Source organism: Edaphobacter sp. 12200R-103 (assembly GCF_010093025.1).
Classification (GTDB): domain Bacteria; phylum Acidobacteriota; class Terriglobia; order Terriglobales; family Acidobacteriaceae; genus Edaphobacter.
This window is the reverse complement of record NZ_CP048114.1, coordinates 2,186,793-2,211,608: the sequence shown is the minus strand read 5'-3', so window position 1 is coordinate 2,211,608 and position 24,816 is coordinate 2,186,793. Positions and strand designations below refer to the sequence as shown.

At 58.0% G+C, this 24,816-nt stretch carries 26 protein-coding genes; 5 read left to right on the top strand and 21 right to left on the bottom strand.

The genetic code is table 11. From position 1 onward, the window contains the following. Window positions 1-7 precede the first annotated feature (7 nt). The 4 genes from GWR55_RS09190 (at window position 8) to rho (ending at window position 4,705) form a co-directional block, all read left to right on the top strand. A complete protein-coding gene (locus tag GWR55_RS09190; protein WP_162402000.1) occupies window positions 8-811 on the top strand; it encodes a class I SAM-dependent methyltransferase in 804 nt (267 codons plus the stop codon). Window positions 812-924: 113 nt separating this feature from the next. Then, window positions 925-2,517 (top strand): YifB family Mg chelatase-like AAA ATPase, encoded by a 1,593-nt coding sequence (locus GWR55_RS09185; RefSeq protein ID WP_162401999.1) that lies wholly within the window; start codon window positions 925-927, stop codon window positions 2,515-2,517. Window positions 2,518-3,078: 561 nt separating this feature from the next. Next, the gene (locus GWR55_RS09180; RefSeq protein ID WP_162403871.1) at window positions 3,079-3,297 is read left to right on the top strand and encodes a DNA-directed RNA polymerase subunit omega; all 219 of its coding nucleotides are present in this window, start codon (window positions 3,079-3,081) and stop codon (window positions 3,295-3,297) included. Between the two features lie 157 nt (window positions 3,298-3,454). Then, window positions 3,455-4,705: a transcription termination factor Rho gene (rho, locus tag GWR55_RS09175; protein ID WP_162401998.1), complete on the top strand. Its 1,251-nt coding sequence runs from the start codon at window positions 3,455-3,457 to the stop codon at window positions 4,703-4,705. A 100-nt stretch (window positions 4,706-4,805) separates the two neighbouring features. Here the strand turns inward: rho and GWR55_RS09170 are convergent, their stop codons facing one another. The 18 genes from GWR55_RS09170 to GWR55_RS09085 all read right to left on the bottom strand — a co-directional run bounded on the left by GWR55_RS09170 (window position 4,806) and on the right by GWR55_RS09085 (window position 20,898). Further along, complete coding sequence (locus tag GWR55_RS09170) at window positions 4,806-5,555, bottom strand: glucose 1-dehydrogenase (RefSeq protein ID WP_162401997.1); 750 nt, start codon at window positions 5,553-5,555, stop codon at window positions 4,806-4,808. A gap of 154 nt (window positions 5,556-5,709) precedes the next feature. Continuing rightward, window positions 5,710-6,375, bottom strand: a complete 666-nt coding sequence (locus tag GWR55_RS09165) for a riboflavin synthase (protein WP_162401996.1) — start codon at window positions 6,373-6,375, stop codon at window positions 5,710-5,712. Between the two features lie 70 nt (window positions 6,376-6,445). Further along, window positions 6,446-6,724: a GNAT family N-acetyltransferase gene (locus GWR55_RS09160; RefSeq protein ID WP_162401995.1), complete on the bottom strand. Its 279-nt coding sequence runs from the start codon at window positions 6,722-6,724 to the stop codon at window positions 6,446-6,448. 15 nt (window positions 6,725-6,739) lie between these two features. Beyond that, complete coding sequence (ribD, locus tag GWR55_RS09155; protein ID WP_162401994.1) at window positions 6,740-7,903, bottom strand: bifunctional diaminohydroxyphosphoribosylaminopyrimidine deaminase/5-amino-6-(5-phosphoribosylamino)uracil reductase RibD; 1,164 nt, start codon at window positions 7,901-7,903, stop codon at window positions 6,740-6,742. Window positions 7,904-7,944: 41 nt separating this feature from the next. Then, complete coding sequence (ftsY, locus tag GWR55_RS09150) at window positions 7,945-8,934, bottom strand: signal recognition particle-docking protein FtsY (protein ID WP_162401993.1); 990 nt, start codon at window positions 8,932-8,934, stop codon at window positions 7,945-7,947. 116 nt (window positions 8,935-9,050) lie between these two features. After that, a complete protein-coding gene (locus GWR55_RS09145; protein WP_162401992.1) occupies window positions 9,051-9,326 on the bottom strand; it encodes a hypothetical protein in 276 nt (91 codons plus the stop codon). Between the two features lie 41 nt (window positions 9,327-9,367). Beyond that, on the bottom strand, window positions 9,368-10,366 hold the full coding sequence (locus GWR55_RS09140) for an NAD(P)H-dependent glycerol-3-phosphate dehydrogenase (protein ID WP_162401991.1): 999 nt from the start codon (window positions 10,364-10,366) through the stop codon (window positions 9,368-9,370). Beyond that, window positions 10,363-10,989 carry a glycerol-3-phosphate 1-O-acyltransferase PlsY gene (plsY, locus tag GWR55_RS09135; protein ID WP_162401990.1) on the bottom strand — a complete coding sequence of 209 codons (627 nt, stop codon included), beginning with the start codon at window positions 10,987-10,989 and terminating at the stop codon, window positions 10,363-10,365. The genes GWR55_RS09140 and plsY overlap by 4 nt, the downstream gene beginning before the upstream one ends. Window positions 10,990-11,068: 79 nt before the next feature. Continuing rightward, window positions 11,069-12,328 (bottom strand): competence/damage-inducible protein A, encoded by a 1,260-nt coding sequence (locus GWR55_RS09130; RefSeq protein ID WP_162401989.1) that lies wholly within the window; start codon window positions 12,326-12,328, stop codon window positions 11,069-11,071. A gap of 101 nt (window positions 12,329-12,429) precedes the next feature. Beyond that, a complete protein-coding gene (gene alkB, locus GWR55_RS09125) occupies window positions 12,430-13,095 on the bottom strand; it encodes a DNA oxidative demethylase AlkB (RefSeq protein WP_238398740.1) in 666 nt (221 codons plus the stop codon). Between the two features lie 124 nt (window positions 13,096-13,219). After that, window positions 13,220-14,539, bottom strand: a complete 1,320-nt coding sequence (locus tag GWR55_RS09120) for a Gfo/Idh/MocA family protein (RefSeq protein WP_162401988.1) — start codon at window positions 14,537-14,539, stop codon at window positions 13,220-13,222. Window positions 14,540-14,695: 156 nt separating this feature from the next. Then, the gene (locus tag GWR55_RS09115) at window positions 14,696-15,736 is read right to left on the bottom strand and encodes a gluconolaconase (RefSeq protein WP_162401987.1); all 1,041 of its coding nucleotides are present in this window, start codon (window positions 15,734-15,736) and stop codon (window positions 14,696-14,698) included. A gap of 49 nt (window positions 15,737-15,785) precedes the next feature. After that, window positions 15,786-16,295 (bottom strand): phosphatidylglycerophosphatase A, encoded by a 510-nt coding sequence (locus tag GWR55_RS09110; protein ID WP_162401986.1) that lies wholly within the window; start codon window positions 16,293-16,295, stop codon window positions 15,786-15,788. Next, window positions 16,295-16,504 (bottom strand): DNA gyrase inhibitor YacG, encoded by a 210-nt coding sequence (locus tag GWR55_RS09105; RefSeq protein ID WP_162401985.1) that lies wholly within the window; start codon window positions 16,502-16,504, stop codon window positions 16,295-16,297. The genes GWR55_RS09110 and GWR55_RS09105 overlap by 1 nt, the downstream gene beginning before the upstream one ends. Before the next feature lie 172 nt (window positions 16,505-16,676). Then, window positions 16,677-17,453, bottom strand: a complete 777-nt coding sequence (locus tag GWR55_RS09100) for an SDR family NAD(P)-dependent oxidoreductase (RefSeq protein ID WP_162401984.1) — start codon at window positions 17,451-17,453, stop codon at window positions 16,677-16,679. 61 nt (window positions 17,454-17,514) lie between these two features. Next, window positions 17,515-19,266, bottom strand: a complete 1,752-nt coding sequence (rimO, locus tag GWR55_RS09095) for a 30S ribosomal protein S12 methylthiotransferase RimO (protein ID WP_162401983.1) — start codon at window positions 19,264-19,266, stop codon at window positions 17,515-17,517. Window positions 19,267-19,569: 303 nt separating this feature from the next. Continuing rightward, window positions 19,570-20,127: a PEP-CTERM sorting domain-containing protein gene (locus GWR55_RS19255; protein WP_238398739.1), complete on the bottom strand. Its 558-nt coding sequence runs from the start codon at window positions 20,125-20,127 to the stop codon at window positions 19,570-19,572. A gap of 372 nt (window positions 20,128-20,499) precedes the next feature. Next, on the bottom strand, window positions 20,500-20,898 hold the full coding sequence (locus GWR55_RS09085; RefSeq protein WP_238398738.1) for a helix-turn-helix transcriptional regulator: 399 nt from the start codon (window positions 20,896-20,898) through the stop codon (window positions 20,500-20,502). Between the two features lie 86 nt (window positions 20,899-20,984). Between GWR55_RS09085 and GWR55_RS09080 the strand changes: the two genes are divergently transcribed. Continuing rightward, window positions 20,985-21,737, top strand: coding sequence for a glucose 1-dehydrogenase (locus GWR55_RS09080; RefSeq protein ID WP_162401982.1), 753 nt, complete (start codon window positions 20,985-20,987; stop codon window positions 21,735-21,737). Between the two features lie 61 nt (window positions 21,738-21,798). Here GWR55_RS09080 and GWR55_RS09075 read toward each other — a convergent pair whose 3' ends face one another. The 3 genes from GWR55_RS09075 to GWR55_RS09065 all read right to left on the bottom strand — a co-directional run bounded on the left by GWR55_RS09075 (window position 21,799) and on the right by GWR55_RS09065 (window position 24,772). Next, window positions 21,799-22,389, bottom strand: coding sequence for a hypothetical protein (locus GWR55_RS09075; protein WP_162401981.1), 591 nt, complete (start codon window positions 22,387-22,389; stop codon window positions 21,799-21,801). A gap of 109 nt (window positions 22,390-22,498) precedes the next feature. Next, window positions 22,499-23,095, bottom strand: coding sequence for a DUF5666 domain-containing protein (locus GWR55_RS09070; RefSeq protein ID WP_162401980.1), 597 nt, complete (start codon window positions 23,093-23,095; stop codon window positions 22,499-22,501). 204 nt (window positions 23,096-23,299) lie between these two features. Beyond that, the gene (locus tag GWR55_RS09065; RefSeq protein ID WP_162401979.1) at window positions 23,300-24,772 is read right to left on the bottom strand and encodes a GH1 family beta-glucosidase; all 1,473 of its coding nucleotides are present in this window, start codon (window positions 24,770-24,772) and stop codon (window positions 23,300-23,302) included. Window positions 24,773-24,816: the final 44 nt, after the last annotated feature.

Genomic DNA, 24,816 nt, shown 5'->3' with positions numbered 1-24,816 from the left:
ACGGCAAATGCGTGACAATGCACGGATGAAGAGCATTCACCGGTTCAGCGGCAAGGCGCTTGACTATACCCGTTTTCGCGAGCGTTACTCCCCCGAGATCGTATTGCCGGTTCTTCGTGCTACTTGTGGACTGACTGCGGAATGGACTGTGGCGGATGTGGGAGCCGGAACGGGAATGCTCAGCGATGTGTTCCTCGCAAATGGCAACCGGACACTCGCGATCGAGCCCAACGCCGACATGAGAGAGATCTGCCAATTTCTGCATCAGGAGGATCCTCGTTTCCAAGTGATGGATGGCACAGCAGAAGCAACCGGGCTAGCTTCTGCTTCGATTGACCTGGTAACAGCGGGACGAGCAATGCACTGGTTCGACCGGGAGAAATCATTCGCCGAGTTTCGACGAATTCTGAAGCCGGATGGCTGGGTTGTAATCATTGCGTTTGGAAGGACAGAAGAGGGCCGTACAGAAAATGTGGAGTTTGAGAACGTGCTCCGTGCATTCTCAGAGAGCCATGCAGACACCCATGCCGGCTATGAGGTGTACCGGCAGCTGAGAGCTTATCTACCGCGAGATTTTCATCACGAAGAGATTCTGGGAACGATGCGGTTCGATTGGGAGAACCTGTTGGGGATGACGCTGTCGCTCTCCCACAGTCCTGCGAAAGATCACCCGGCGTACCAGGATTTCGAGAGATCGCTGCGCACTTTTTTCGAGAGATTTGCAGACGAAGGCCAGGTCGAACTCGAGACGCGCTACTGGATCAACCTCGGACGGCTTCAGGCTGCCCGAGGTCAGTCTGTGATGTTGTGAGTGAGGTCGCAAGAGCATGAGATCTTGTCCCACTTCAGTGGGAACGGTGATCGATGGTGCCGATGCTATACTCGGCGCACACCTCACTGCCTCAAGGACATACCAGGCTCACGATGCTTTTTAAAGCCAGAAGTGCCGCTGTTTATGGAATCGACGCTCACCTGATCGATGTGGAGGTCGACTTCTCGCAGATCAAGCTCGACAAGGAACAGTTCAGCACGGTCGGGCTGCCTGATGCGGCGGTTCGAGAGAGCCGGGATCGTGTGCGGTCCGCGATCAAGAACTCCGGATTTGAAATCCCTCCTACGAAGATCACGATCAATCTCGCTCCTGCGGACCTGAAGAAAGAAGGATCGGGGTTTGATCTTCCCATCGCGGTCGCTATTCTCGGCGCCTACGGTGCACTGGCCATTAAAGATCTCGACGATTTTCTGCTGGTCGGAGAACTCGGACTCGATGGTTCTCTTCGTGCCGTACCGGGAGCATTGCCGATCGCGGTGGCTGCGCGCTCGAACGGGATCCGGAATGTGATCGTTCCTGCGGCGAATGCGCGTGAGGCTGCGGTGGTCGAAGGGGTCAACGTCTATCCCATGAAGCACCTGATCGAGGTCCGCGAGCTGCTCAACTCCGCCACTACGGGAACGCTCGCCGTTGCTCCTCTTGCGGTCAGGGCGACAGAGATTCTCAACGAAACCCAGCATTTTCCATTCGACTTCAAGGATGTTCGCGGGCAGCATGTAGCGAAACGCGCTCTCGAGGTAGCAGCCGCAGGCGGACACAATATCCTGATGATCGGTCCTCCGGGCTCCGGCAAGACGATGCTGGCGAAGCGGTTGCCATCGATTCTTTCGCCTCTGAAGTTTGAAGAGGCGCTGGAGACGACGAAGATCCATTCCGTCGCCGGTGTCCTCGATGGAGAGCAGGGGCTTGTCGCCCATCGGCCGTTTCGCGCTCCTCATCACACCATCTCCGACGCCGGACTGATCGGTGGCGGAATGGTTCCGCGCCCCGGCGAGGTTTCGCTGGCTCATAATGGTCTGCTTTTTCTGGATGAGTTGCCGGAGTTTCCCCGCAATGTGCTCGAAGTTCTCCGCCAGCCGCTCGAAGACGGGACCGTGACGATCTCGCGCGCGGCTATGAGCCTGAGCTTTCCGGCCCGATTCATGCTGGCGGCTGCCATGAATCCCTGCCCCTGCGGCTACTTCAACGACAAGCGTCGGGAGTGTATGTGTACGCCTCCGATGATTCAGCGTTACGTCTCGAAGGTCAGCGGCCCGCTTCTGGACCGCATCGACATCCACATCGAGGTCCCAGCGGTGGAGTATAAAGAGCTGCGGGGAGGAGCGGCGTCTGAGGGGTCGGCAGAGATTCGGGACCGGGTGATGGCGGCAAGGCGCCGGCAGTACGAGCGTTTCACGGAATCGGAGGAGCGGACCAGGGGATCGAGCAAGGGCGTCTCCCGGAGAGTCTTCTCAAACTCCCAGATGAATACACCGCAGATCAGAACCTACTGCGTCCTTGAATCCGATGCAGAACGCCTGCTGGAGAGGGCCATGCAGCAGCAGGGGCTGAGCGCAAGAGCGCACGACCGCATCCTGAAGGTGGCACGCACCATCGCAGATCTGGATGCGGCCGAAAGTATCGGTACTCGACACATCGCTGAAGCGATCCAGTACAGAACCTTGGACCGCAGCTACTGGAGCTAGACTGGCCTCAAGACAAAGGAAAAATTTTCAAACGCCTGATTTATATGGGCTTTGTTGGTTTTCCCTGCGGGAGAGGTGATTTTGAAGTCATGCCGATCTCCCGTTTCTTGGAGGTCCCAGGGAGAAAGACTCCAAAAATAGGTATTGACCCGAGCAGCGGAAGGATTTATTTTCTCTAGTGGTTGATGCCGTTTTCCGCGATACACATAGGGAGGGCGAAGACCTAGGGAATGCCAGGAATACCGGGCATTCTGCTCTGCTTCCTTCTGTTTTTACCCAGGCGCTCTAAGCCGCTGAGATACCAGGAGAGACAGGGTTTCATGATGGACCGTATTGCCGGGTATGGCAATTGCGGAAGCTTCCCTATCCGTTCATTTCGGCAGATCGGGTTTAGTTTGAGATATTTACGCAAGAAGCATGAATCCTTTTTGGGGATTCGGCGTCTAATGAGCAGCGGCAGACGGAATGCAACGAATCTGCCGCATGTCGGGATTTTATGATTGCGGACAGTGAGCGCTAGAACGCTTTTTACTGCAATCGGATTGAATAAAGGAGAAGATGATGCGCTCGGATCTCGTTTTTGGAGCCCTCACTCACGTAAAGAACCGTTATGAGCTTTGCCAGCTTGCATCGAAGGCAACTCGCAAGCTGCATAAACCGAACACCCGGCTACAGGACACGACCAATGAAGTTCTTGATCGTTTTCGTGATTCCGTGCCAGCCGCCGGTGGTGAATCCCCGGTTCAGAAGGTAGAGTTGCAGGAGCGCCGCGCGGCTTAGTCGCGCGGCCTTCGGCCCATTCTTCACAACCTATAACCCTTTCCGCAGTCCTCATTTCCATCCCATAAAATTCTAGGTCTTTCCCCCGGCTATCTGAAAGATTCCCTTTCAGGCATATCCCGCCCGAGTTCCCGACATCCAATCGCAAGGTAAAACCATGACAATTTCAGAGTTGAAAGAACACAACATTGCCGAACTGGGCAAACTGGCGCGCGGCCTTGATATCGCCGGTACCAGCGGCCTCCGCAAGCAGGACCTGATCTTCAAGATTCTGCAGGCGCAGAGCGAGAAGGAAGGCCATATCTTTGCCGAGGGCGTGCTCGAGATCCTTCCCGACGGCTACGGCTTCCTCCGCTCTCCGGACTATAACTACCTGCCTGGTCCCGATGACATCTACGTCTCGCCCTCCCAGATCCGCAAGTTCGATCTGAAGACCGGCGACACCATCAGCGGCAACGTGCGTCCCCCGCACGAAGGCGAAAAGTACTTCGCACTGGTCAAGATTGAGGCCATCAACTTCGAGTCGCCCGAGGAGACTCGCAACAAGATCCTCTTCGACAATCTCACTCCTCTATACGCCGAAGAGCGGATCAAGATGGAGACGGTCCGAGATAACATCTCGGGCCGTGTGATGGACCTCCTGACACCGGTAGGCAAGGGACAGCGTGGCCTGATCGTCGCTCCTCCCCGAACCGGTAAGACGATGCTTCTGCAGGCGATTGCCAATTCCATCACAGCCAATCACCCTGAGATCGTTCTGATCGTCCTTCTCATCGACGAGCGCCCGGAAGAAGTCACCGACATGCAGCGATCGGTCAAGGGAGAGGTCATCAGCTCCACTTTTGACGAGCCGGCGGCCCGCCACGTGCAGGTTGCCGAGATGGTCATCGAGAAGGCCAAGCGACTGGTTGAGCACAAGCGCGATGTCGTGATCCTGCTCGACTCCATCACGCGACTCGCCCGCGCCTACAATACGATCGTTCCTCCCAGCGGCAAGGTTCTCTCGGGCGGTGTGGACTCTAACGCCCTGCAGCGCCCGAAGCGTTTCTTCGGCGCCGCTCGCAACATCGAAGAGGGCGGCTCGCTCACCATCATCGCTACGGCCCTGGTCGATACCGGTTCAAGGATGGACGAGGTCATCTTCGAAGAGTTCAAGGGAACCGGCAACATGGAAGTCATCCTTGACCGCAAGCTGGTCGACAAGCGTGTCTTTCCGGCGATCGACATTCAGCGTTCCGGAACCCGTAAGGAAGAGCTGCTGATCCCGAAAGAAGACCTGCAGCGTGTCTGGATCCTTCGCAAGGTCCTCAACCCGCTCTCGCCGGTGGAAGCCATGGAACTTCTCACCGACAAGCTGGCCAAGACCAGGAACAATCAGGAGTTCCTGCACAATATGAGCTCGATCTAAGAGCTTCTCAAGGAATCGCCGGGTCCGGGTGGTGCTGGTCCGGTGATGGTAAGGGCGCAGTCAGAGGACTGCGCCCTTTTCGTTGATATCGGAGTATCTATTAGCGATGACCGCCAGAGGCCACGATAGTCTCGCCGGTCACCCAGCCGGAGTCATCGGAGGCCAGAAAGACCGCAACCGGGGTCACATCATTTGGCTGGCCGATGCGGCCGAGCGGAGCTTCCACTTCAATGCTCTTCTGAAAGTCCGAGCCGATAAAGCCGGCGCTGTGCACACCTTCTGTCTCAATCATTCCGGGATTCAAGGCATTCACCCGGATCTTCCTCGGGCCGAGTTCCTTGGAGAGGACCGCTGTGATGGAATCGATGGCTCCCTTGGTGCCGGTGTAGACGGCGCTCGTCGGCGGGTGCAGCTCTGTCACCGCAGAACCGATATTGATGATGCTTCCGCCGTTATCACCAAACAGTTTGACTGCTTCCCGCGTCGCCAGCAGCGTCCCCAGAACGTTCGTGTTGAAGAGTCTGCTGTAGAGCTCCGGGCTGAACTCTTCAATGGGAGAGAACTGGTAGACGCCAGCGTTGTTGACCAGCACATCCAGCTTGCCGAACGCCTTTCGGGTCTCCTCAAAGAGGCGATTAACGTCTGCTTCTTTCGCCACATCTCCCTGCACGGCAAAAGCGTTGCCGCCGGCTTGAGTGATCTCGGAGACGACCTTCTCTGCACCCTCTTTGCTCGCCGCGTAGTTGACGACGACCGAGGCGCCTTCTCTGGCTAGCCCTTTGGCGATATCGGCGCCGATGCCCTTTGATGCCCCCGTTACGACAGCGACTTTTCCTGAAAGCTTGCTCATGTCGATTCACCTCATTCAATCTTGTCGATAATTCGACAATCGTCTAATTGATTGTGAAGCCGGGGCGAAGGATTCAATTCAAGTGTGAGGAAAATGGAGTCTTTAGGAAAGAACTGGCCCCGAAGACAGTTAACCCCTCGCAAGATGGTTGAGGCTAGTAGCCGTTGGCGATGAGGTATTCCTCCGTCAGATCGAATGCTTTGGGCGCTTCCAGCTTGCGTTCTGCGTACTTGCCTAGAACATCGACTTCGATATTGACTTCTTCTCCAGGCGAAAGAGTACGCAGACTGGTTGCAGCGTAGGTGTGAGGAATGATGGCGATCTCAACCTGGTCGCCCTGAACAGACGCAACCGTCAGGGAGATTCCTTCCACAGTGATGGAACCCTTCTCGACGATATACCGCATCAGTGCATCGGGCACGGTAAGACGCAGGCGATAGTCTGTCGTCTCCGTGCCGGGGGTGATTGCCTCAAGCGCAACAAGGGTCGCCGTCCCATCGACGTGTCCCTGCACGACGTGCCCTCCCAGGGGCGAACCGGCAGGAGTGGGAAGCTCAAGATTCACCACCGTATCGGACTTGAGCCGAGAGAGCGTGGTTCGGGCGATGGTCTCTGCTGCAAGGTCGGCGGAGAATCTTGGGGGAAAGGCATTGGGCTCGATGTCGAGCGCAGTGAGGCAGACTCCGCTGACGGCCACAGAATCACCGGTCGACAGCCGGCTGACAAGCGAGGCGGGAGCCCCGATCGTAATACGGGTTACTCCTGCCTCCGGAGTGACGCAGAGGACAGTTCCGGTGGTTTCAATCAGTCCGGTAAACATACCTATAGGTTAGCGCGAAGCGGGCACAAGCGAGTTAGGAACGGGCACTGAGTGGAGGATCTGTTCGCCTTCAGGAGACTGAGGAATCGCCTCGCAACTCAGGGTGCCGCTTCAGGTAATCGGCAGCCAGCGGGCATAGCACATCCACCCGCAGACGATGTTCGCGAGCGTACTCAAATGCCGTCCGTACCAGCTCCCCTGCGATACCGCGCCCACGGAGTTCATTGGGAACCTCGGTCCGAAGGAGCGTGATCCAGCCAAGGTCATCCGTCTCAAACTCAAGATAGGCGACCTTGCCTTCGTCCTCATATTCGAATCTGTTTCGCGTAACGTGGCTTGTTCTGGGCATGGTTCTCTCCCAATTTCAGGATTCAGAAGGTGATTGCGATAGCCACGGATCGCGCAGGTATCCGCTTACGCGGAGATCCTCACCTATCGTGATCCGTGTGACGCGGCGTAGGGCCTGCTCGACCTCGGCCGGCGAAGCGATGCCCTCTGCAAATGGAATCGCCTGATCTCCCAGGCGAACCTGCGAATGAAAGAAGATCACTCTTTCGACGAGCCTCTGACGCAGGAAGGCGCCGTTGAGCTCGGAGCCGCCCTCAAGCAGCAGGCTAAGAATCTGTCGCTCACCCAGTCGTGACAGGATGAAGGGAAGCGAGAGACGGCCGTCCTCCTCTGCGACGATCTCAACTTCGACACCGGCACTGCGAAGATCTCTAATCCTGTTCTCAGGGGCGGAGCTTCCAGCGAAGATGAGCAGGTCATTTGCTGCGGAACGGACAAGCTTTGAGGAAAGCGGTGTTCGCAGATAACTGTCGAGGACAACGCGAAGCAACGGCCGGCGTCTTGATATTCCGCTGCGGTCGGTCAGTTGCGGATCATCGGCGAGAACGGTCCCGATGCCGGTAAGAGCCGCATCGGAGGCGTGCCGAAGCCGTTGGACATCCTCCCGCGCTTCAGCTCCTGTCAGCCAATAGGGTTCCTTGGCCGTTCGTAAACTGTCTTCAGGAGCCAGCTTGCCATCGGCCGAGAGTGCAGCCTTCAGTGTGACGAAGGGAGTGCGAGTGCGGATGAAGTGCGCGAAGGCTTCGTTGATCTCCCTGGCCTGCTGTTCGCCGAAGCCAATGACTACATCGATGCCTGCCGCTCGCAGCTTCTCGACTCCGCGTCCGCTGACCAGTGGATTGGGATCGAGCGTGGCGACGACCACGCGCTTCATTCCCGCCGCTACGAGAGCATCCGCGCAGGGGCCGGTGCGTCCATGGTGGCTGCACGGCTCGAGCGTGACATAGGCCGTGGCGCCCTTGACCGAAAGACCGCGAGAGGCTGCCTGCTTCAGCGCGACGATCTCCGCGTGATCGTAGTTGTCATAGAGATGTGCGCCCTCGCCGAGGATGGTGTCATCGCGCACGATAAAGCAGCCCACCTGCGGGTTGGGGCTGGCCAGGGCAGTCGTTGTCGCCGCAAGCTCAAGCGCGTGCGCCATAAACTCCCGATCGCGCCGTTCCTGTTCGAGTGGATCCATCTTTGCTGAGAATAATCTCGAATGCGTTTGCAGAAGCTGGTCTATCCAACCAGGCTGTCGATGAAGGCCGTGCTGTCGAAGGGAATCAGGTCGTCGATTTTCTCCCCGATACCGGCATAGAGAACGGGCAGCTTCAGCTCGGTAGCGATGGCAAGCACAATGCCGCCCTTCGCGGTTCCGTCCAGCTTGGTGAGCACGATTCCGGTGACGTGTGCGGCCTCCGTAAACAGACGGGCCTGCTGCAGGCCATTCTGGCCGGTAGTGGCGTCCATGACCAGGAAGGTCTGGTGCGGCGCCCCCGGAACCAGCTTTTCCGTCGTTCGGCGCATCTTGTCCAGCTCTTTCATCAAATCAGTCTTGGTGTGAAGCCTGCCTGCCGTGTCGGCGATCATCACATCGGTGCCGCGGGACTTCGCCGCCGTAAGTGCATCGTAGAGAGCAGCCGATGGGTCGCCACCCTGCTTCGTCTTGATGATGGGAACATCCGAGCGTTGCGCCCAGACCTCCAGCTGCTCGATCGCTGCAGCCCGGAAGGTGTCCGCGGCACAGAGCAAAACACTGCGGCCCTGTGACCTGTAAAGATTCGCCAGCTTGCCTGTCGTGGTGGTCTTGCCGGTCCCGTTGACGCCCACCATCAGGATGACCTCAGGCGGTGTGGCGGGATGTTGGATCGGATGGGAGACACCGTCGAGGATCTGTTTCAGTTCGGCCTTCAGTATCTCCTTGAGCTGGGCTCCGCTCTCGATACCGGTGCGCAGCGCCCGCTGTCTAAGGTTCTCCATGATGATTGCGGTGGTCGCGCTACCGATATCGGCAGCCAGCAGACGCGGTTCCAGATCATCGAGCGAAGCCTGATCGACCTCGCGTGTAAGAGCTACGACCGATCCGATGGATTGCGACAGGGACTCGCGCGTCCGCGTGACCGCCTGTCGCATGCGGTCGAAGAGACTCACTTTCGACGGTTCAGGGGCGGGTGATTCTGTCGATTCCGGTTCGGTCGGACGTTTGCCGAAGAGAGAAGAGAAGACCATGTTGCTTCCAGTCTATCGCTTCATACGCAAAGGTGGACCGCAGGTCCCGAACAGTGATTCGGGCCTGCGGAACCCTGCGAAAGAAGCTGCCGGTCTTCGCTCTTCCATCGTGAGCGTCAGCCGTACTGGACTGCAGGTGGCTGCTGCGGAATGCTCGATGTGGGGTGATTGTCCTGCTCGTGCGGAACCATCTTCGTTCCCTTTCTTTTAACAAGCACGATGCCTGCAATCAGCAGGACGATCAGGGCAATTGCCGCCAGGATCACCACTGGAAGAAAGCGTGAATCTCCTACCCGGGATTGTGGTGTAGGGTCATTGCGGGTGGACTCGATCTTATCCTCTTTCCGCTCATCAGGTGCATGCTTGCGAAGTGGATCTATCGGATCAGCCATGCCCCGATTAGATGCCGAAAGAGGGGAAAGAGTAAATCCAGCTACTGCAGTTCGTTACGGCCGGGCCGGGACATCAGCTCGCGGATAGCGTCTGCAGGCTTCTTATTCCGGTGGAGGATTGCATCGACCTGCTCGGTGATCGGCATTTCAACGCCGTAACGGGCTGCAAGGCCTAGCGCGGCTGTTGTCGAGCGCACCCCTTCGGCCACCTTGCCTCCCATGCCTGCCAGAATGTCGTCGAGCGGCCGCCCCTTGCCGAGCTCGATTCCGACAGAACGGTTGCGAGAGAGTTCTCCCGTGCAGGTAAGAATCAGATCGCCGACGCCCGAAAGACCAGCGAGGGTCTGACGTCTGCCTCCACATGCGACGGCCAGCCGCGTCATCTCAGCAATGCCGCGAGTGATCAGCGCGGCAACAGAGCTGTGTCCGAGATTCAGGCCCCGCACCACACCGGCGGCCAGCGCAACGACGTTTTTAAGCGAACCTCCCAGCTCTACCCCTGGCACATCGTCATTCGTATAGATCCTCAGAGAGGGGGAGGAGAAGTCGCGCTGAACGCGCTGGGCAAGGCGAAGGTCGGTGGCTGCAGCGACGATCGCCGCCGGACTGCCCGCGGCAACCTCCTGCGCAAACGATGGTCCTGAAAGAACACTGAAGGGGTTTTCCGTGATGGAGCCAACGACCTGCGACATCCGCAGAAAGGTCAGTTCTTCGATCCCCTTTGAGGCGGAGACGATAATCTGGTCGTGGGTAAGCAACGGCGCAATGTGCGAGAGGACGCCGCGTACGTGCTGCGAAGGCACCACGCAGACGATGATCTCGGCCTCAAAGATGGCATCGGGAAGATCGCTGGTTACGTGAACATCCATCGGAAGGATGTAGCCGGGCAGGTAAGTGGTATTCTCACCGCCGTCATGCAACTGATCGGCAAGCGCAGGAGAATGAGCCCAGAGCGAAAGGCGATGACCGCCTCGCCGGGCAAGCGAGATCGCCAGTGCTGTCCCCCAGGCTCCGGCCCCCAGAATCGTAATTTTGCTCAAGCAGCCACCCTGGGTGCACCGAAGCGATGCTCGGTACCGGCAATCAGCCGTCGAATGTTCTGAGCGTGTTTGAAGATGATGATGACCGGTATCAGGATGTAGCAGGCGACGAGGATGGGAGAGCGATTCGGGGCATGCGGCAGCGCAAATACCGGGAACAGCGCAGCCCCCAGGATGGAAGCCAGAGAAACGTATTTCGTCAGGAAGACCACGGCCACAAATATCCCAAGAACATACAGCACGGTTGTGATGGGAACGAGCGCCAGGAACACGCCAAGCGCGGTCGCCACTCCTTTACCGCCGCGGAATCCAAGCCAGACAGGAAAGCAATGGCCCACCACCGCTGCCAGGGCAGCAGCGGCAGCGATGTCATAGCCCTGCGGAAAGCCGTATCGTTTCGCGAGATGCTGCGCGATCACGACAGCTGCAAATCCCTTCAGCGCATCCAGGACAAGGGTCAAAATTCCCAGCCCCTTCGCTCCGGAGCGCGCGACGTTTGTCGCCCCGATATTGCCGCTGCCCGTAGCCCGAATGTCTTCATTCCGGAACATTCGCACCAGAAGATACCCGAAGGGGATAGAGCCCAGCAGGTAAGCCACCGCGATGGAGAGCGTCCAAATCATAGGTTCCTTTTGAAGTCTATCAAGGGTTTGCGCAACCCGCCGTGACCACAGTAATTCAGTCGCGAGAGCGCATTTTGCTTCAGTCCTGGTGCAGTGTTCTTCTAAGAAATTCGAGCGCGTGCTGCGAGGCCCACCACCGGATGTACTCGCGGTCGCCGGTGAGATTTAGCTCTTTTACCCGCGACTCCCGACCGTCCGCCAGACCTATGTAGACACGGCCGACCGGACGTTCCGCATCTTTTCCCGGAGCAGTCCCCGGCCCAGCCAGCCCCGTGATCGAAAGGCCCAGCGAGCTCCCTGTGCGTGCACGGATGCCTTCCGCCAGAGCGCGAGCGACCTCCGGGCTGACCGCTCCATGCATCTCCACCATCTCGCGCGGCACGTCGGCAAACAGCGTCTTGAGTTCCGGCGTGTAGACGATGGCCCCACCTATAAACGCCCGGGAGCTGTTGGGAATGGCTGTCAGCCTTTCTCCTACCAGGCCACCGGTGCAGCTTTCCGCGACCGACAGCGTGAGATGCCGCATCTCCATCATCATCAGGACGACCTCTTCCAGGCTCTCGCCCTGTGACGAGAAGATGGCATCCTCCATCTCAGCTTCAACGAGGCCGGCCAACTCATCCACCCTGCTTTGCGCTTCCTCCAGGGTGACCTTCGCGGCCATAAAGTGAAGCTGGATCTCTCCATGGCCTGCAAGGATCGTAGTCTCTACATCCGGAAAGCTGTTGTAGATGGGAGACGTGCGCGCATCTACCTGTGATTCGGGAATCAGTGCCATCCTGAGAGAGCGTCGGGCAAGCCTGCGCGGCGGGAGAATATCGGCGAGGAGCGGTTTGACGGCCTCCTGGAACAGAGGCTTAAGCTCGCGCGGCGGTCCAGGCAGCAGAATGACGATCTTGCGATACTTTCCCACGACCGTGTCCAGCAGTTGCCCCGGCGCACTTCCGTTGCCATTCTTCAAAATGACAGCGCCTTCCAGGACATCAGCTTGCTTGGCATTGTTTGGGGGCATCGTCATCTGGCGCGCGGCAAAACGCTTGTGAAGACTCGCCAGAATCTCAGGATCTCGTCGTATCTGGACTCCCAGGGCCGCCGCCACCGCCTCGCGGGTAAGGTCGTCTTCGGTCGGCCCAAGTCCGCCGGAGAACACAACAATATCTGTACGGGCAAGTGCCGTACGCGCAACCTCGGTCAGGTGCCGCAGCTTGTCTCCGACGATCGTCTTGAACGCGACCTCCACCCCCAGGTCATTCAGTTCCGCGGTGAGGAAGAGAGAGTTCGTATCCTGGCGATGCGGCGTCAGCATCTCAGAACCGGCAGCAATAATCTCAGCAATCATGATTCAGTCAGAGTCCCTGTCGCATCGGCGGTTCCCGCCAGCATGAGGCATAGCAAAACGTCGTCCTTCATCATAGAGACTTTCTGGAATGTCGGGGATGCTTAGTCGTCCGAAGCGACGTGACGGAAGGTTAGATTGATGCGATAGTTGCCCGTCAAAGGGTCGTGCCCTGCCCGAATGGGTGCGATTCCATGGAAGATGAGGCGCGCCGGACCACCCCACACCAGCACATCTCCATGTTCCACCCGAATACGGCGGGGGGTGTCCGTCCGCCGGAGCGTTCCTAAAAGAAAAGTGGCGGGTAGTCCAAGAGAGACCGAGACGATGGGCTGACTGTAGTCCCGCTCGTTGCGATCCTGATGGAGCGAAAGCCGGGCACCGACCGCATAGCGATTGATCAGGCACCCGTTCGGCCGAAATTCAGCAGAGCCACCCTCCGCAGCAGCTCGCCGGGCCAGTGAGAGAAGGATCTCCGGCATCGCGGGCCAGGGCGCACCGGTCATTGGGTCTTCGGGCGTATAGCGATAACCGCTGCGGTCCGTCGTCCAGCCAAGCTCGCCGCAGTTGGTCATCGCCACCGACATCGTGTGTCCGCCGGGAACAACCATCTGGCGAAAGGGCGAGATCGACTCAACCTGTCGTATCGCCTCGTAGATCTGCGGGGCATCCTCCCTGCAGAAGCCGTGCAGCAGCGTAACGCCTTCCGCAGGAGATTCCCTCGATAGCTCGTTCGGCTCTGCCCAGAGTCTTCCGTTGTTCTGCATCATGACAGCTCACTTCGAACAGTATTCGCTTCGTTATGATGCAACACTCCGATTTGTATCGTCGATTTCCAAACAAAACGGCAGCCCGCTTGATGGCAGGCTGCCGCTGACCGTGAAGCGTGCGAAGTTAAACCTTCGGGGCCCAGCCCTTCTCGTACTCGCGATCCCAGTACTTCATGGCTTCGGGGTCGTTCAGCACTTTTCCGTTCGCCGTGTTGAGGGAGAGTCCTCGATTGAGCTTCCAGGCAACGTTCGAGAGCTGCAGCATCGTTACTGCCACGTTTCCGACCTCGATGGGAGCATGAAGCTTCTCACCCTTCTGGATTCCGGCGATGAAGTTGGCAAAGTGAAGATCGGTCATCGAATCCGCGCCTACCAGGTCGGCTGATGCAGCTGCCTTCTGTGCCTTGAATTCGCTCGTCTTTGTTCCCTTCAGATCGTAGATCTCGTATCCTCCACGGTCGACTACAACTGTTCCCGTCGTTCCCATAATGGCCGAGCCGCGATCGCGGTTATAGAACTTCATGCCCTGGCAGCACTTGCCTTCCCAGGAGAGCATCTTGTCTTCGTATTCGAAGCTGGTGATCAGGGTGTCATAGAACTGCCAGTCGTCCTTGAAGTGATAGCGGCCACCCGATGAGGAGACATGCTTGGGGAAGTCGACCCCAAGGGCCCAGCGGCAGACATCGACCTCGTGCGTTCCGTTGTTGAGCGTCTCGCCCGTTCCCCAGTGCCAGAACCAGTGCCAGTTGTAGGGATGGTAGTTGTCCTTGTACGGCTTGCGCGGAGCCGGACCCTGCCACAAGTCCCAGTCCAGCGTCGAAGGAACCGGCACTTCCTTGCCGATGCCGATCGATTTGCGCGTGTTGCTGTACCAGGCCTTCGCATAGTAAGGGAGGCCGATCACACCTTCTTTAATCTTCCCGATGATCTCGATGGTGTGCGGAGAAGAACGTTGCTGACTGCCCATCTGGACCAGCTTCTTGTACTTGTCGCGCGCGGCCACCAGCATTGCGCCCTCTGCGGGATTATGGCTGCAGGGCTTCTCCACATAGACATGTTTACCTGCCTCAAGCCCGGCAATGGCCATCGGAGCATGCCAGTGGTCGGGGGTAGCGATCGTGATCGCATCCACGTCCTTGGAAGCAAGTACCTTGCGAAAATCCTTGTCGCTCGCGGGTTTATAACCAAGCGATGTCTCTGCCCTGCCGGCAAACCGGTCGAGAATCTTCGTATCGACGTCGCACACGTGGGTAATGTGCGCGGTCTTTTCATTCGCTTTCAGAGACGACAGGTGAGCATACGCCCTGCTGTTCAATCCGATGACGGCGAAGTTTACGCGATCGTTGGCTCCGACGATCTGGGCATAGCTTTTCGCGCTGCTGCTGACGGCTGCCCCGGCAGCCGTGACAGCAAGGGTATCGAGAAATTCGCGTCGGGTAATCACGTCCATCCCCTCCTGAGGGAGTTAGTTCGAGCTTTGAAGCAATAGGACGACTTAACGGCTCAAAGCTCACAAAATTGAAGTGCGATAAATGTACACGAAGGCATATAAAACGGGCTACACTTCCGCGATCTCTCGGAAAACCGCGAGGGCAGAAACTCAATCGATCAGCGAACGCCCCTCGATATCGAGCGCCACGTGATAAAGAGCGTCCTTCGTTGCCAACACAGCACAACCGTCTTCTACAAACGTCAGGCCCACAAGGTTATTGCCGGAGATCGCAAACGAAACCTCCTTCGAAGGCGTAATGCGAAAGACGCCGCGCTGGCCACGATACGATGCTACAACGTATAGGTTGTCATCCATGTCGAAGGCCATGCCTTGGGCTCGGCCCAATCCTTGAAAGAAGATTGAGATATTGCCGTCGGGATCGATAGCTTGAATCGACTGATTCGACGAAGTCGTGGGTCCGGTCACCAGTAGAATTCCTGCTGCGTTGAAGGCCAGGTGATAGGCGGCGATCGAGGGCTCCAGGGTAGCGAAGACGAAGATCTCCCGATCCGGGTTGATCTTGAAGATCGTCCCCGACCGGTCGCCTACGTACAGATTGTCGTCTCGATCGAAGGCAATTCCCGTGGCGACTCCCATACCTTCGGCATAGGTAGTCATAGCGCCATCTGGAGAGATGCGATAGACCGTTCCCTCAGCTCGAGAGCTTGCATACAGATAGCCGTCTCTTCCGAACGCCATCCCTGAAGGGTTCATCAGGTCGCGAACAAATGGGACCATCTGGAAGTCGCGCTGTATGCGGAAGATGGATACAGGCATCGCCTGGCCTCGCGTTCCCGAGAGCGTAGTGAAGACCTGGCCATTGCTATCGACCACGGGATTCGATACCGGGTGCACATTCTCGGCCATCGGAACAGCGACCCGGACCAGCAGTGGATTGGAGTTCTCACCGTTGCGATGAAACACCAGGTCGCCCGTAATGCTTCCGTCAGGAACCTGAACGACCGCACGATTCGGCCGGCTGAGAATGACGGGAGAGAAGATATCTCCAATGCTGGCGTGCGGCAGCCTGCCGCCAACCGGCTCCAGGGAACGTCCCTGCAACTCAACCTCCCCGCCAGGCATAGCCGCTGGAGGCCGAATTCGGTTCAGTTGCGGTGCATCGGCCGAAGAGGAGTGAAAGAGATTCATTCGCTCTAAGGGTAGAACGAGAGCAGGGTCATGACAAGGAGCCCCCCGCTCAGAAGAAAAGCGCTATGATCTGTGCGCACATAAGAGCCATAAGCCCCGCCGCGACATCGTCCATTATGATGCCGGTCCCCTCGGGTAGTCGCTCTAACTGGCGTACGGGCGGAGGCTTCAGAATGTCGAAGACGCGGAACAGCAACAAGGAGATGACCGCGTGCGGCCAGTCGGGCCTTATTGCAACCAGCGCAATCAACTGCCCCGCCGCCTCATCGATCACTACCATGCCGGGGTCTTTCCTGCCCGACTCCCGCGCCACAATGGTGGATGCAGGAATCCCCACCAGCGTAACAATGATGGCCGCGATTGTAGTGCCCGTGGCAAGAGCCCCGAACGAAGGCTGAAAGAGGTGAGCCGCCAGATACCACAGCAGCAGGACCGCGCAGGAGCCATACGTCCCAGGTCCCGGTCGAAGAAGACCAGCCCCGAAGAAGGTCCCGAGCGTCCACGCCCACAGCGTCTTCTTCTCTGCAGGCGGATGCAGTTGTTCGGTCGAATTAGCCACTAGCTCTCATCGTCCGTTGGCTTATTGCGTTCGGAGCGCGCAAGCTCCTCGAGCAGATCGGGGTCCTGAATCGGCGAGGAGATCTTGTAATCTCCCGAGGCCCACTTGCCCAGATCGAGCAAACGGCAGCGATCGCTGCAGAAAGGGAAGTTCTCGTTGTCGATCAGGACAACATTGCGGCACGTCGGACAGAAGAGAGCTTTCGGCATCGCAGGATCGATTGTAAATCCGGACGGGGAACGGATGCGTCATCCGCAAGCAGCGTGCGTGTCTGCTCTTCCACAAAGTGTCTAAAGGTTCGTCTCTGGCATCCCCGCCTCACCGTGTCATCCTGAGCGGAGCGCAGCGGAGTCGAAGATCTGCGGTTTCCACCCGCAGCGCTTAAGCAATCGATCGGAGCAGTCCGCCCTCGGCACGCAGCGCAGCTCCATTCGTCGCAGCCGAGAGCGGACTGGCGATATAAGCCACCAGGCTCGCAATCTCCTCGCCCTCAATCAGTCGCTGCAACAGCGAGCTCTGACGATGCTTCTCGAAGAACTCTTTCTCCGCCTGATCAGGCGTCGGGTTCTGCGCCGTGGACATCTTCTCGAGGAACTCGACGATCGCTTCGGAACGCGTCGGCCCAGGCATGACCGTATTGACCGTCACCGCGGTTCCTTTGGTCAGTTCTGCCAGTCCGCGCGAGATTGCAAGCTGAGAGGACTTTGTAACTCCGTAATGGATCATCTCCGGCGGAGTCATGATGCCGGACTCGGACGAGATGAAGATGACTCGTCCCCAGTTGCGCTCAAGCATGCGCGGGAAGTAGTGGCGCGAGAGACGGACTCCGCTGAGGACGTTGACCTCGAAGATGTTGAGCCAGTCGGCATCGGTGATCTCGGCGAAGGGTCTGGGCTCGTAGATGCCGAGGTTGTTGATTAGGATGTCGGTGTCGGGGACCTGCTGGATGAGTGCGGCTGCGCCATCAGCGGTTCCGGGGTCGGCGACGATGGCCTTCACGTTGCTGATTCCGGCGAGAGCTTTGTCGAGCTTCTCTTTGCTGCGTCCGGGGACTGTGACGGTGACGCCTTCAGCGGCGAGTGCCTTGGTGATGGCTAGGCCGATGCCTGCAGAGCCTCCGGTAACGATTGCGGTCTTGCCTTTGAGCTGCAGGTCCATGAATCTCTCCTCTTCGAATCTTCGTTAGATAGATGTTGAAATCAGGAGGAGTGATTCATCGCTACTCGAGGATGCGGGCAACGACGTCGTAGTCGTGCGACTCGGTGATCTCTGCCCGATAGAACGTTCCGGGAACAAGTTCTTCATGCGGGCCGAAGTCGTTGATGAAGACCTTGCCGTCGATCTCCGGGGCGTGCTGGATGGTGCGGCCCTCCCAGAGGAGTTCTGTCTCTTCGGATTCGCCTTCGACGAGGAGGTCGACTTCGCGGCCTACCCATTCGGCCTTCGACTTCGCGCTGATCTTCTGCTGGAGCTTCATCAGCTTGCGGCGGCGGGCCTGGATGGTGCGCTCAGGGACCTTGAGGGCGGCGTCGAGTTCGAAGGCCTTCGCGCCCTCCTCGTCGGAGTAGGTGAAGACTCCGAGCCAGTCGATGCGTGCGGCCTTGATGAATGCCTCGAGTTCCTTGTAGTCCTCTTCGGTCTCGCCGGGGAAGCCGACGATGAAGCTGGTGCGGATGACGATCCCGGGAACGATGCGGCGCGCCTTTTCGATCAGGTCGAGGAAGATCTTCGCGTTGCCGCCACGCTTCATGCGCTTGAGGACGCTGGCGCTGGCGTGCTGCAGCGGGACATCGAGGTACTTCGCGATGTTGTCGTGCTTCGCCATCGTCTCAAGCAGCCGCGTCGTCACCTTGTTGGGATAGGTGTAGAGGAAGCGCAACCACTTCAGGCCTGGCAGGACCGCGAGTGCTTCGAGCAACTGCGCCAGGCCGTCGGTCAGACCGAGGTCCTCGCCGTAGCAGGTCGTGTCCTGGCCGATGAGGGTAATTTCGCGAACGCCCTGCGCGATGAGCTTTTCTGTCTCGGCCACGATGGAGGACATGCGGCGCGATCGGAACTTTCCGCGCAGCTGCGGGATGATGCAGAAGCTGCACGGGTGATCGCAGCCTTCGGCAATCTTGATGTAGGCAGACGCGCGCGGCGTTGCCAGGATGCGCGGCGTCTCATCGGAGTAGAGATACTCAGGCAACGCGGCTGTGGCTCCATCCCATGCGGTACGGGAAAAGCGGCCCTGCTGCTCGCGGAGGTCGCCCTCAGGGCGTGACGGCTTGGCGTCCTGCGAAGCCCACATCTCAGAATCGAGATGTGGGGCACCCGGCTTTGTGGCTCCCGATGCCGCAGATCCTTCTGCCACAGATCCTTCGACTCCGGCTTCGCCTTCGCTCGGGATGACACTCTTCTTGTTCCCTGATTCTCTTTCGTGCTCAAGCTGTAACTGCGCTCCCTGTTCGGTGGGGTGCGAGTGCTGGTGGACGGCGCTTGCGGCGCGACTGACCAGCGCCGGGGAGTTCTGATCCGGCGGAAGGATGTTGAAGAGTGGGCTCGAGGAAGGCGCTGGTTTCGGAGCAAGCCCGGCCGCGTTGAGGATCTGCTCCAGCTCGCCGGTTCCGACGACGGCGTCGACCTCGGGGATGTTCTTCCGAATCTCGTCGCGGTAGCGCTCGACCAGGCAGCCGGCGACGATAAGGCGCTGCGCACGGCCGCCGTTCGCCTGCTTGTGCTGCACCATCTCGAGGATGGTATTTACCGATTCCTGCTTGGCCGAGTCGATGAAGCTGCAGGTGTTGACGACGAGGATCTCGGCGTCTTCCGCGCTGGTGATCAACTCGCCACCGGCGGAGTGCAGCAGACCCATCATGACTTCGGAGTCGACCAGATTTTTGGGGCAGCCCAGGGAGACAAAACCGATCTTCGGCCGCGAAGCTTCGTCAGGCGCAGTCGTTTGGGAATCGCTTGTTACTGGGAGACTCACAGCCTACTAGTTTATCAGTTCGGTCAGAGACGAGGGTGGCGCGTTACCCTGGCCGATTTTTTGCAAAGTCCTCCATTTATAGAACTTGGTTCGGGCTTAGAGCGGTAAAGATATTGATTTTATGAGGCTTGATTTCGCAAAGCCTTTATGGGCAGGAAGAGGTCTTTGCGCCTCTTGATGCGAAATTAAAACAACCTGCCCCATGCATACGCCACTGTGGTGGAAGTCTGCATGGGGCAGGTTGTTGAAGTGCGATCTCACAAGGGGCGCAGGGCATGCCTGGCCCTTCTGAGGAAGCGGTGCTTATGCGAAGCGACGCTTCAGAGCACCAGCGGCGCCGATGATGCCGGTTCCGAGGAGCATCAGGGTCGAGGGCTCCGGGACGGCCGAAGCGTTGCTCAGCGCGGTCGCCTGGAAGGTTACGATCCCGGCCGTGTTGGTGGTGAAGAGCAGAGAGAACTGGGTCGGATCAAAGGTCGGGTCTGCCGAGACGATGGTGCCGCCTCCGACGCAGTTGTTGAACTGACCAGCCAGTGAGCAGGAGATGGTATCGAGCGTCAGGGTAAGCAGGGTGCTTCCGCTGCCGAAGGTCAACGCCGAGCTGCCTGCGACGTAGCTGGCGTAATTGATCGGAGAGGTGATGGTTCCAGCCTCGCCTGCGGTAACCAGGGAGTTGAAGTCACCCATGATGGTAGGAGCAGCGCCAACATTGATGGTGTTGGGGTTGAAGATCAACTCGGTTCCAGTGTCCTGGACCGATGCGCCGGTCACAGAGAACTGACCGTTGATAGGGGTAGCGTGCATTGCAGGAGCGATAGCAAGAACTGCAAGCACGGAGAGGGAGGACAAAAGCTTCTTCACGGGACGAAGGTCTCCTAAAATCCGGAAATTGTCAGGCGTAGTGCCGAGTATTTCTGGTCGTAGTAGATTGCCTGAAAGTGGTATTGCCAAGCCTGAAAGATTTTTCCCGACTCGGTGCATATTTTTGCACTCAAGAAATTGTTCAATAAAGATGAGGGTATTTCGGATTTAAGACGCACAAAACGCCAGCAAAAAAACTTTTGGTAAATGCAAAGAAATGCATCTTAAAAGTCGATTTTGATCGATCTCTCGAGGGATCGTAACCGGAAAATTCCCGAATTTCATTTTGGAAAAGCTGCAGAAATCATGTGCCGCGGCTGCGAAATCGGTTCTCATGTTCGCGGCAAGAAGGGGATCGGCGAAAAGAATTGGCTATCGGACTTTTGCAGCACCGGATCTCGAAGCGGAGCCTTTCTTCGCCTTCTGAGATTGCAGAGTGTAAGCCTGGATGATAGAGGCGATAAGGCCCGGAAAGCGGCTTTCGATCTCGAAGCAGCGAGAGGTGTTGTGCATCTCGATGCCTTTGCGCTCGGCGCGGATAAGTCCTGCTTCACGAAGCACCTTGAAGTGTTGCGAGAGGGTCGATTTTGGGATGGGATGCTCGGTAATGTTCTGAAAGGTGGAGCAGGTAGCGGAACACTCCGCTGAGGCGATCCGGGTGAAGATAGCGACGCGTACGGGATCGGAGAGCGCGTGGAGGAGCGACTCCACGGAGATGTTATCGATCGAAGGATGAAAGAGTGGCTTCACCAGGTCTTTGATGATATCCACAGATCCCGTAGTTCAATAGTTCATATTTGCGGAACTTTTGGAGTGAGGCGGAATCAAACCCCCTGAGGAAAGCAAAGGGAGGTTTCATGTCGAGGAAGCTGGAAGGCAAGATTGCACTGGTGACCGGCGGTAACAGCGGCATCGGATTGGCGACGGCGAAGCGCTTTGTCACCGAGGGTGCGAAGGTGATTATCACCGGCCGGCGCAAGGAGAACCTGGACGCCGCAGTGAAGGAGATCGGAGCGGACGCAACGGCGATCCGGGCCGACGCCAGCAGGATCGAGGACATCGAAAAGGTCGTTGCCGAGATCAACAAGCAATATGGCCGCATCGATGTGTTGTTTGTGAACGCGGGAGGCGGAGAGTTTGCGACCATCGACCAAGTGACCGAAGAACACTTCGACAAGACCTTCAATACGAATGTGAAGGGACTCTTCTTCACGGTGCAGAAGGCTCTGCCGCTGATTCCTGCCGGTGGAACGATTGTGCTGAATGCATCGATTGTGTCCGTCAAAGGCATGCCAGCGTTTGGTGTGTATAGCGCGACGAAGGCTGCGGTGCGCTCGTTTGCACGCACGTGGACCAATGAGTTGAAGGATCGCCAGATTCGGGTGAACGTGGTGAGTCCCGGACCGATCGATACTCCCGCGGTGGATGGTCTGGTTGCGGACGCAGAGCAGGCGAAGCAGCTAAAGGCGGCCCTGGTCTCGCAGGTTCCGCTGGGACGTATCGGAACTCCGGACGAGATTGCGAAGGCAGTTGTGTTTCTCGCGTCGGACGATTCGAGCTTTGTGGCGGGTGTGGAGCTGTTTGTGGATGGCGGTATGGTGCAGGTGTAAGCGTTTCAAAGCAAGAGGCCACCTCCTGATCAAAAGAGGTGGCCTCACACTGCAAGGGCTATCAGTTTGTGGGTGTTTGTAAACTAGCCATTGGACGATAATTCCGCCAGATGAGACCGATGGTGCGATAGAGATTCTCCGCACGTGGAGGGATTTTTGTTTCTGCAAGGCTCTTCGATGGCTTCGCAGCCAGAAGCCACCATGCAATCGGGGCCTGTTGTAGATCGTAGCCAGCGTCATGCAAGAGACCGAGGCTGACACGTCCGCTTTGATCGAGCAGATCGGTTCGGATGGATTTCGCGGAGGCGTAGTTCGCAACGCCGGTGGCCAGTCCAAGTCCCGGCACAAAGAAGCCACCGACATTGGAAGCTACCTGTGAGGTAGACATTGCTGCATACGATGGCGCCAACCGGTAGGTCTGCTTTTCGAGAGCGCATGCAATATTGTCTGCAAGCACGGCGGCAAGCTGAGCGTCTTCCGGAAGCCGCTCCACGATTTGCCGAGGTACGAGGATGATCCCATTCGGGAGCGTGAGTGCGTCGTGAAACTTTGGATTGTCGATGAGTTGAAAACGGAACGCGATTTTCGATGGATCGTCGCTGGCTAACTTGCGCTGATATTCCGGAATAAGACTGGATCCAATACGATCCACGCGCGCCTGCATAACGGTGTCTCGGTATGGAGGGATCTTTTTAGGATTGAGGCCGAGAAATTGCTTGCTCCATACATTTTGTTTGGAGTCGTCCGGGACTTTGGAAGGGTCATATTCCGTTTTTTTTGAGAAGGTTGCCTTCGCGATTGGAGATGTCGTTGGGCTGGAACGTAGCTCTGTCGGCCATGATGGCTCCGTCACGCAGGGTTCCGTGATACGTGATCCAGACGTTGGGCTTTACCTCTGCCAGCGACGAGATGGGGCTGGTGTAGTCGACCTGGGTCGAGGAATTGATGGAGATTCGATATCCGTCGGCGCGAACCATCAGCTCTCCGCTTGTTGGGGAGGACAGAATGCGATCGATGACGGCAAGTCCGCTGAAGACTTCGGGCTTGAATTTACGAAAGACGATCTTGGTTGCTTCGATCTCATGCTTCTTCCGATCAATTTTTCCGTAGAGATCGACACGTTCTCCGAAAAAGACTTCGCCGCCGCTGATGCGAGGAACCGCCGGGTCCGTTGAGCCTTGGAAGGTTTGGGTGCTGGAAGTGCAGATGACGTGCAAGCCGTTTACATCGAAGTCGGATGCGGCGGAGACATGTGTGATGTATCCGGAAAGGGCAGGGGTCAAAGCGCTGCTTTGAGCGATTGCACGATGGGGGACAAGGACAGAAAGAAGGATAAGTACAACAAGGGGGCGAACCATGAGCTTCAGAATAGGGATGCCTGATTCGACTGTCCATAACCTTTTGGGAATGATCTGCCATGATGAGACCGCATTGAAGTGCGTTCTCGCAGAGCTACCCGCTCCGAACCGCAGATCCTTCGACTGTGCCTCTCGCGATGAGGCACAGTCGAAGGATGACCTGTCTTTTAAGGCACAAGAGGACTATTTTGGGCGCGCAGGCAATCAGGCAAGGCCATTGCGGGCGATGACTTCTTTATAGAAGTGAGCGCTCATCTTGGGAGTGCGCTTCTGGGTTTTGAAGTCGACGTAGTGCAGGCCGAAGCGGTAAGCGTAGCCGTCGGCCCACTCGTAGTTATCCATGAAGGACCAGCAGAAGTAGCCTTTGACGGGGACGCCTTCGGAGACTCCGCGATGGAGTTGCGTGAGGTAGTTGCGCAGGTACATGATGCGGTCGGAGTCGTAGACGTGGCCGTCGGGGGTGAGGACGTCGGTGGAAGAGGCTCCGTTCTCGGTGATGTAGATCTCCTTCACGCCCCAGATCTCGGCGATGAACTTCGGGGCCCAGTAGAGTCCCTGTGGGCCGACGCGCAGCCATGAACTCATCATGTGCGGGTAGGACTCAGGTGCTGGAACGAGGGCGTAGCCGCGGGAGTTGTTGTCGGCGCGAACCCAGGTGGTGGTGTAGTTGTTGAGGCCAACGAAGTCGATGGGCGAGCCGATGGCCTTCATGTCGGCGGCGGTGAACTTCGGCGCATTCGCTCCATGATGGGCGAGATAGGCGTCCGTATATTTGCCTTCGAGGACGACGGTCAGATAACCGGCGTTCTCTTCGCGCATGGCCTTGCGAGCGGCTTCGATGTGCTCGGGTGTTTCGATGATGGGCGAGCAGGCTTCGGCGTTTTCGGCGAGCCCTACCTTGACCCCAGTCTTCGCATGGGCGCGAATAGCCTGTACGCCAAGCCCGTGGGCGAGGACGGCGTTATGCCGCACCTGGTTCACCCTGGCTGGAGGAAGCTTGAGGCCCGGAGCGTGGCGGCCGTCGCGATAGCCGATGTCGACGAAAGAGCGCATCTCATTCAGCGTCATGAAGTGCTGGACGCGGTCGGAAAGGTGCTGGGCGACGTATCCGGCGTAGTTGGCAAAGGCCTCGGAGGTCTCGCGGGACTGCCAGCCGCCGTATTTGTCTTCGAGCGCCTGGGGCAGGTCCCAGTGGAAGAGGGTGCAGTAGGGCTGGATGTTGTTGGCGAGAAGCTCATCGACGACGCGGCTGTAGAAGTCGATGCCCTTGGGATTGGGAGCTCCGGTTCCGTTGGGGAAGATGCGTGGCCACGCGACCGAGAAGCGGTAGGTCTGAAGGCCGAGCGCCTTCATCAGCTGAATGTCTTCCTTGTAGCGGTGGTAGTGGTCGTCGGCGACGTCGCCGGTGTCTCCGTTGTTGGTCTTGCCGGGGGTGTGGGAGAAGGTATCCCAGATGGAGACGCCGCGGCCGTCTTCCTTCACTGCGCCTTCGACCTGGTAAGAGGCAGTCGCCGATCCCCAGAGGAAGCCCTTGGGGAATGGCTGTGGCGCCGGAGGCGCAATCGTAGCGTTTTGGGCGGGTGCCTGCTCGGCAGAGAGGGCCGGAAGAATGGATGGAGCGAGCGCGGCGGAGCCGAAGAGTTTGGCAAATTCACGTCTGGAAAATCGATTTAGCATGTTCTTCCTCTGAGGGCTGAGAGGAAGTGTAGACCGTCATCACC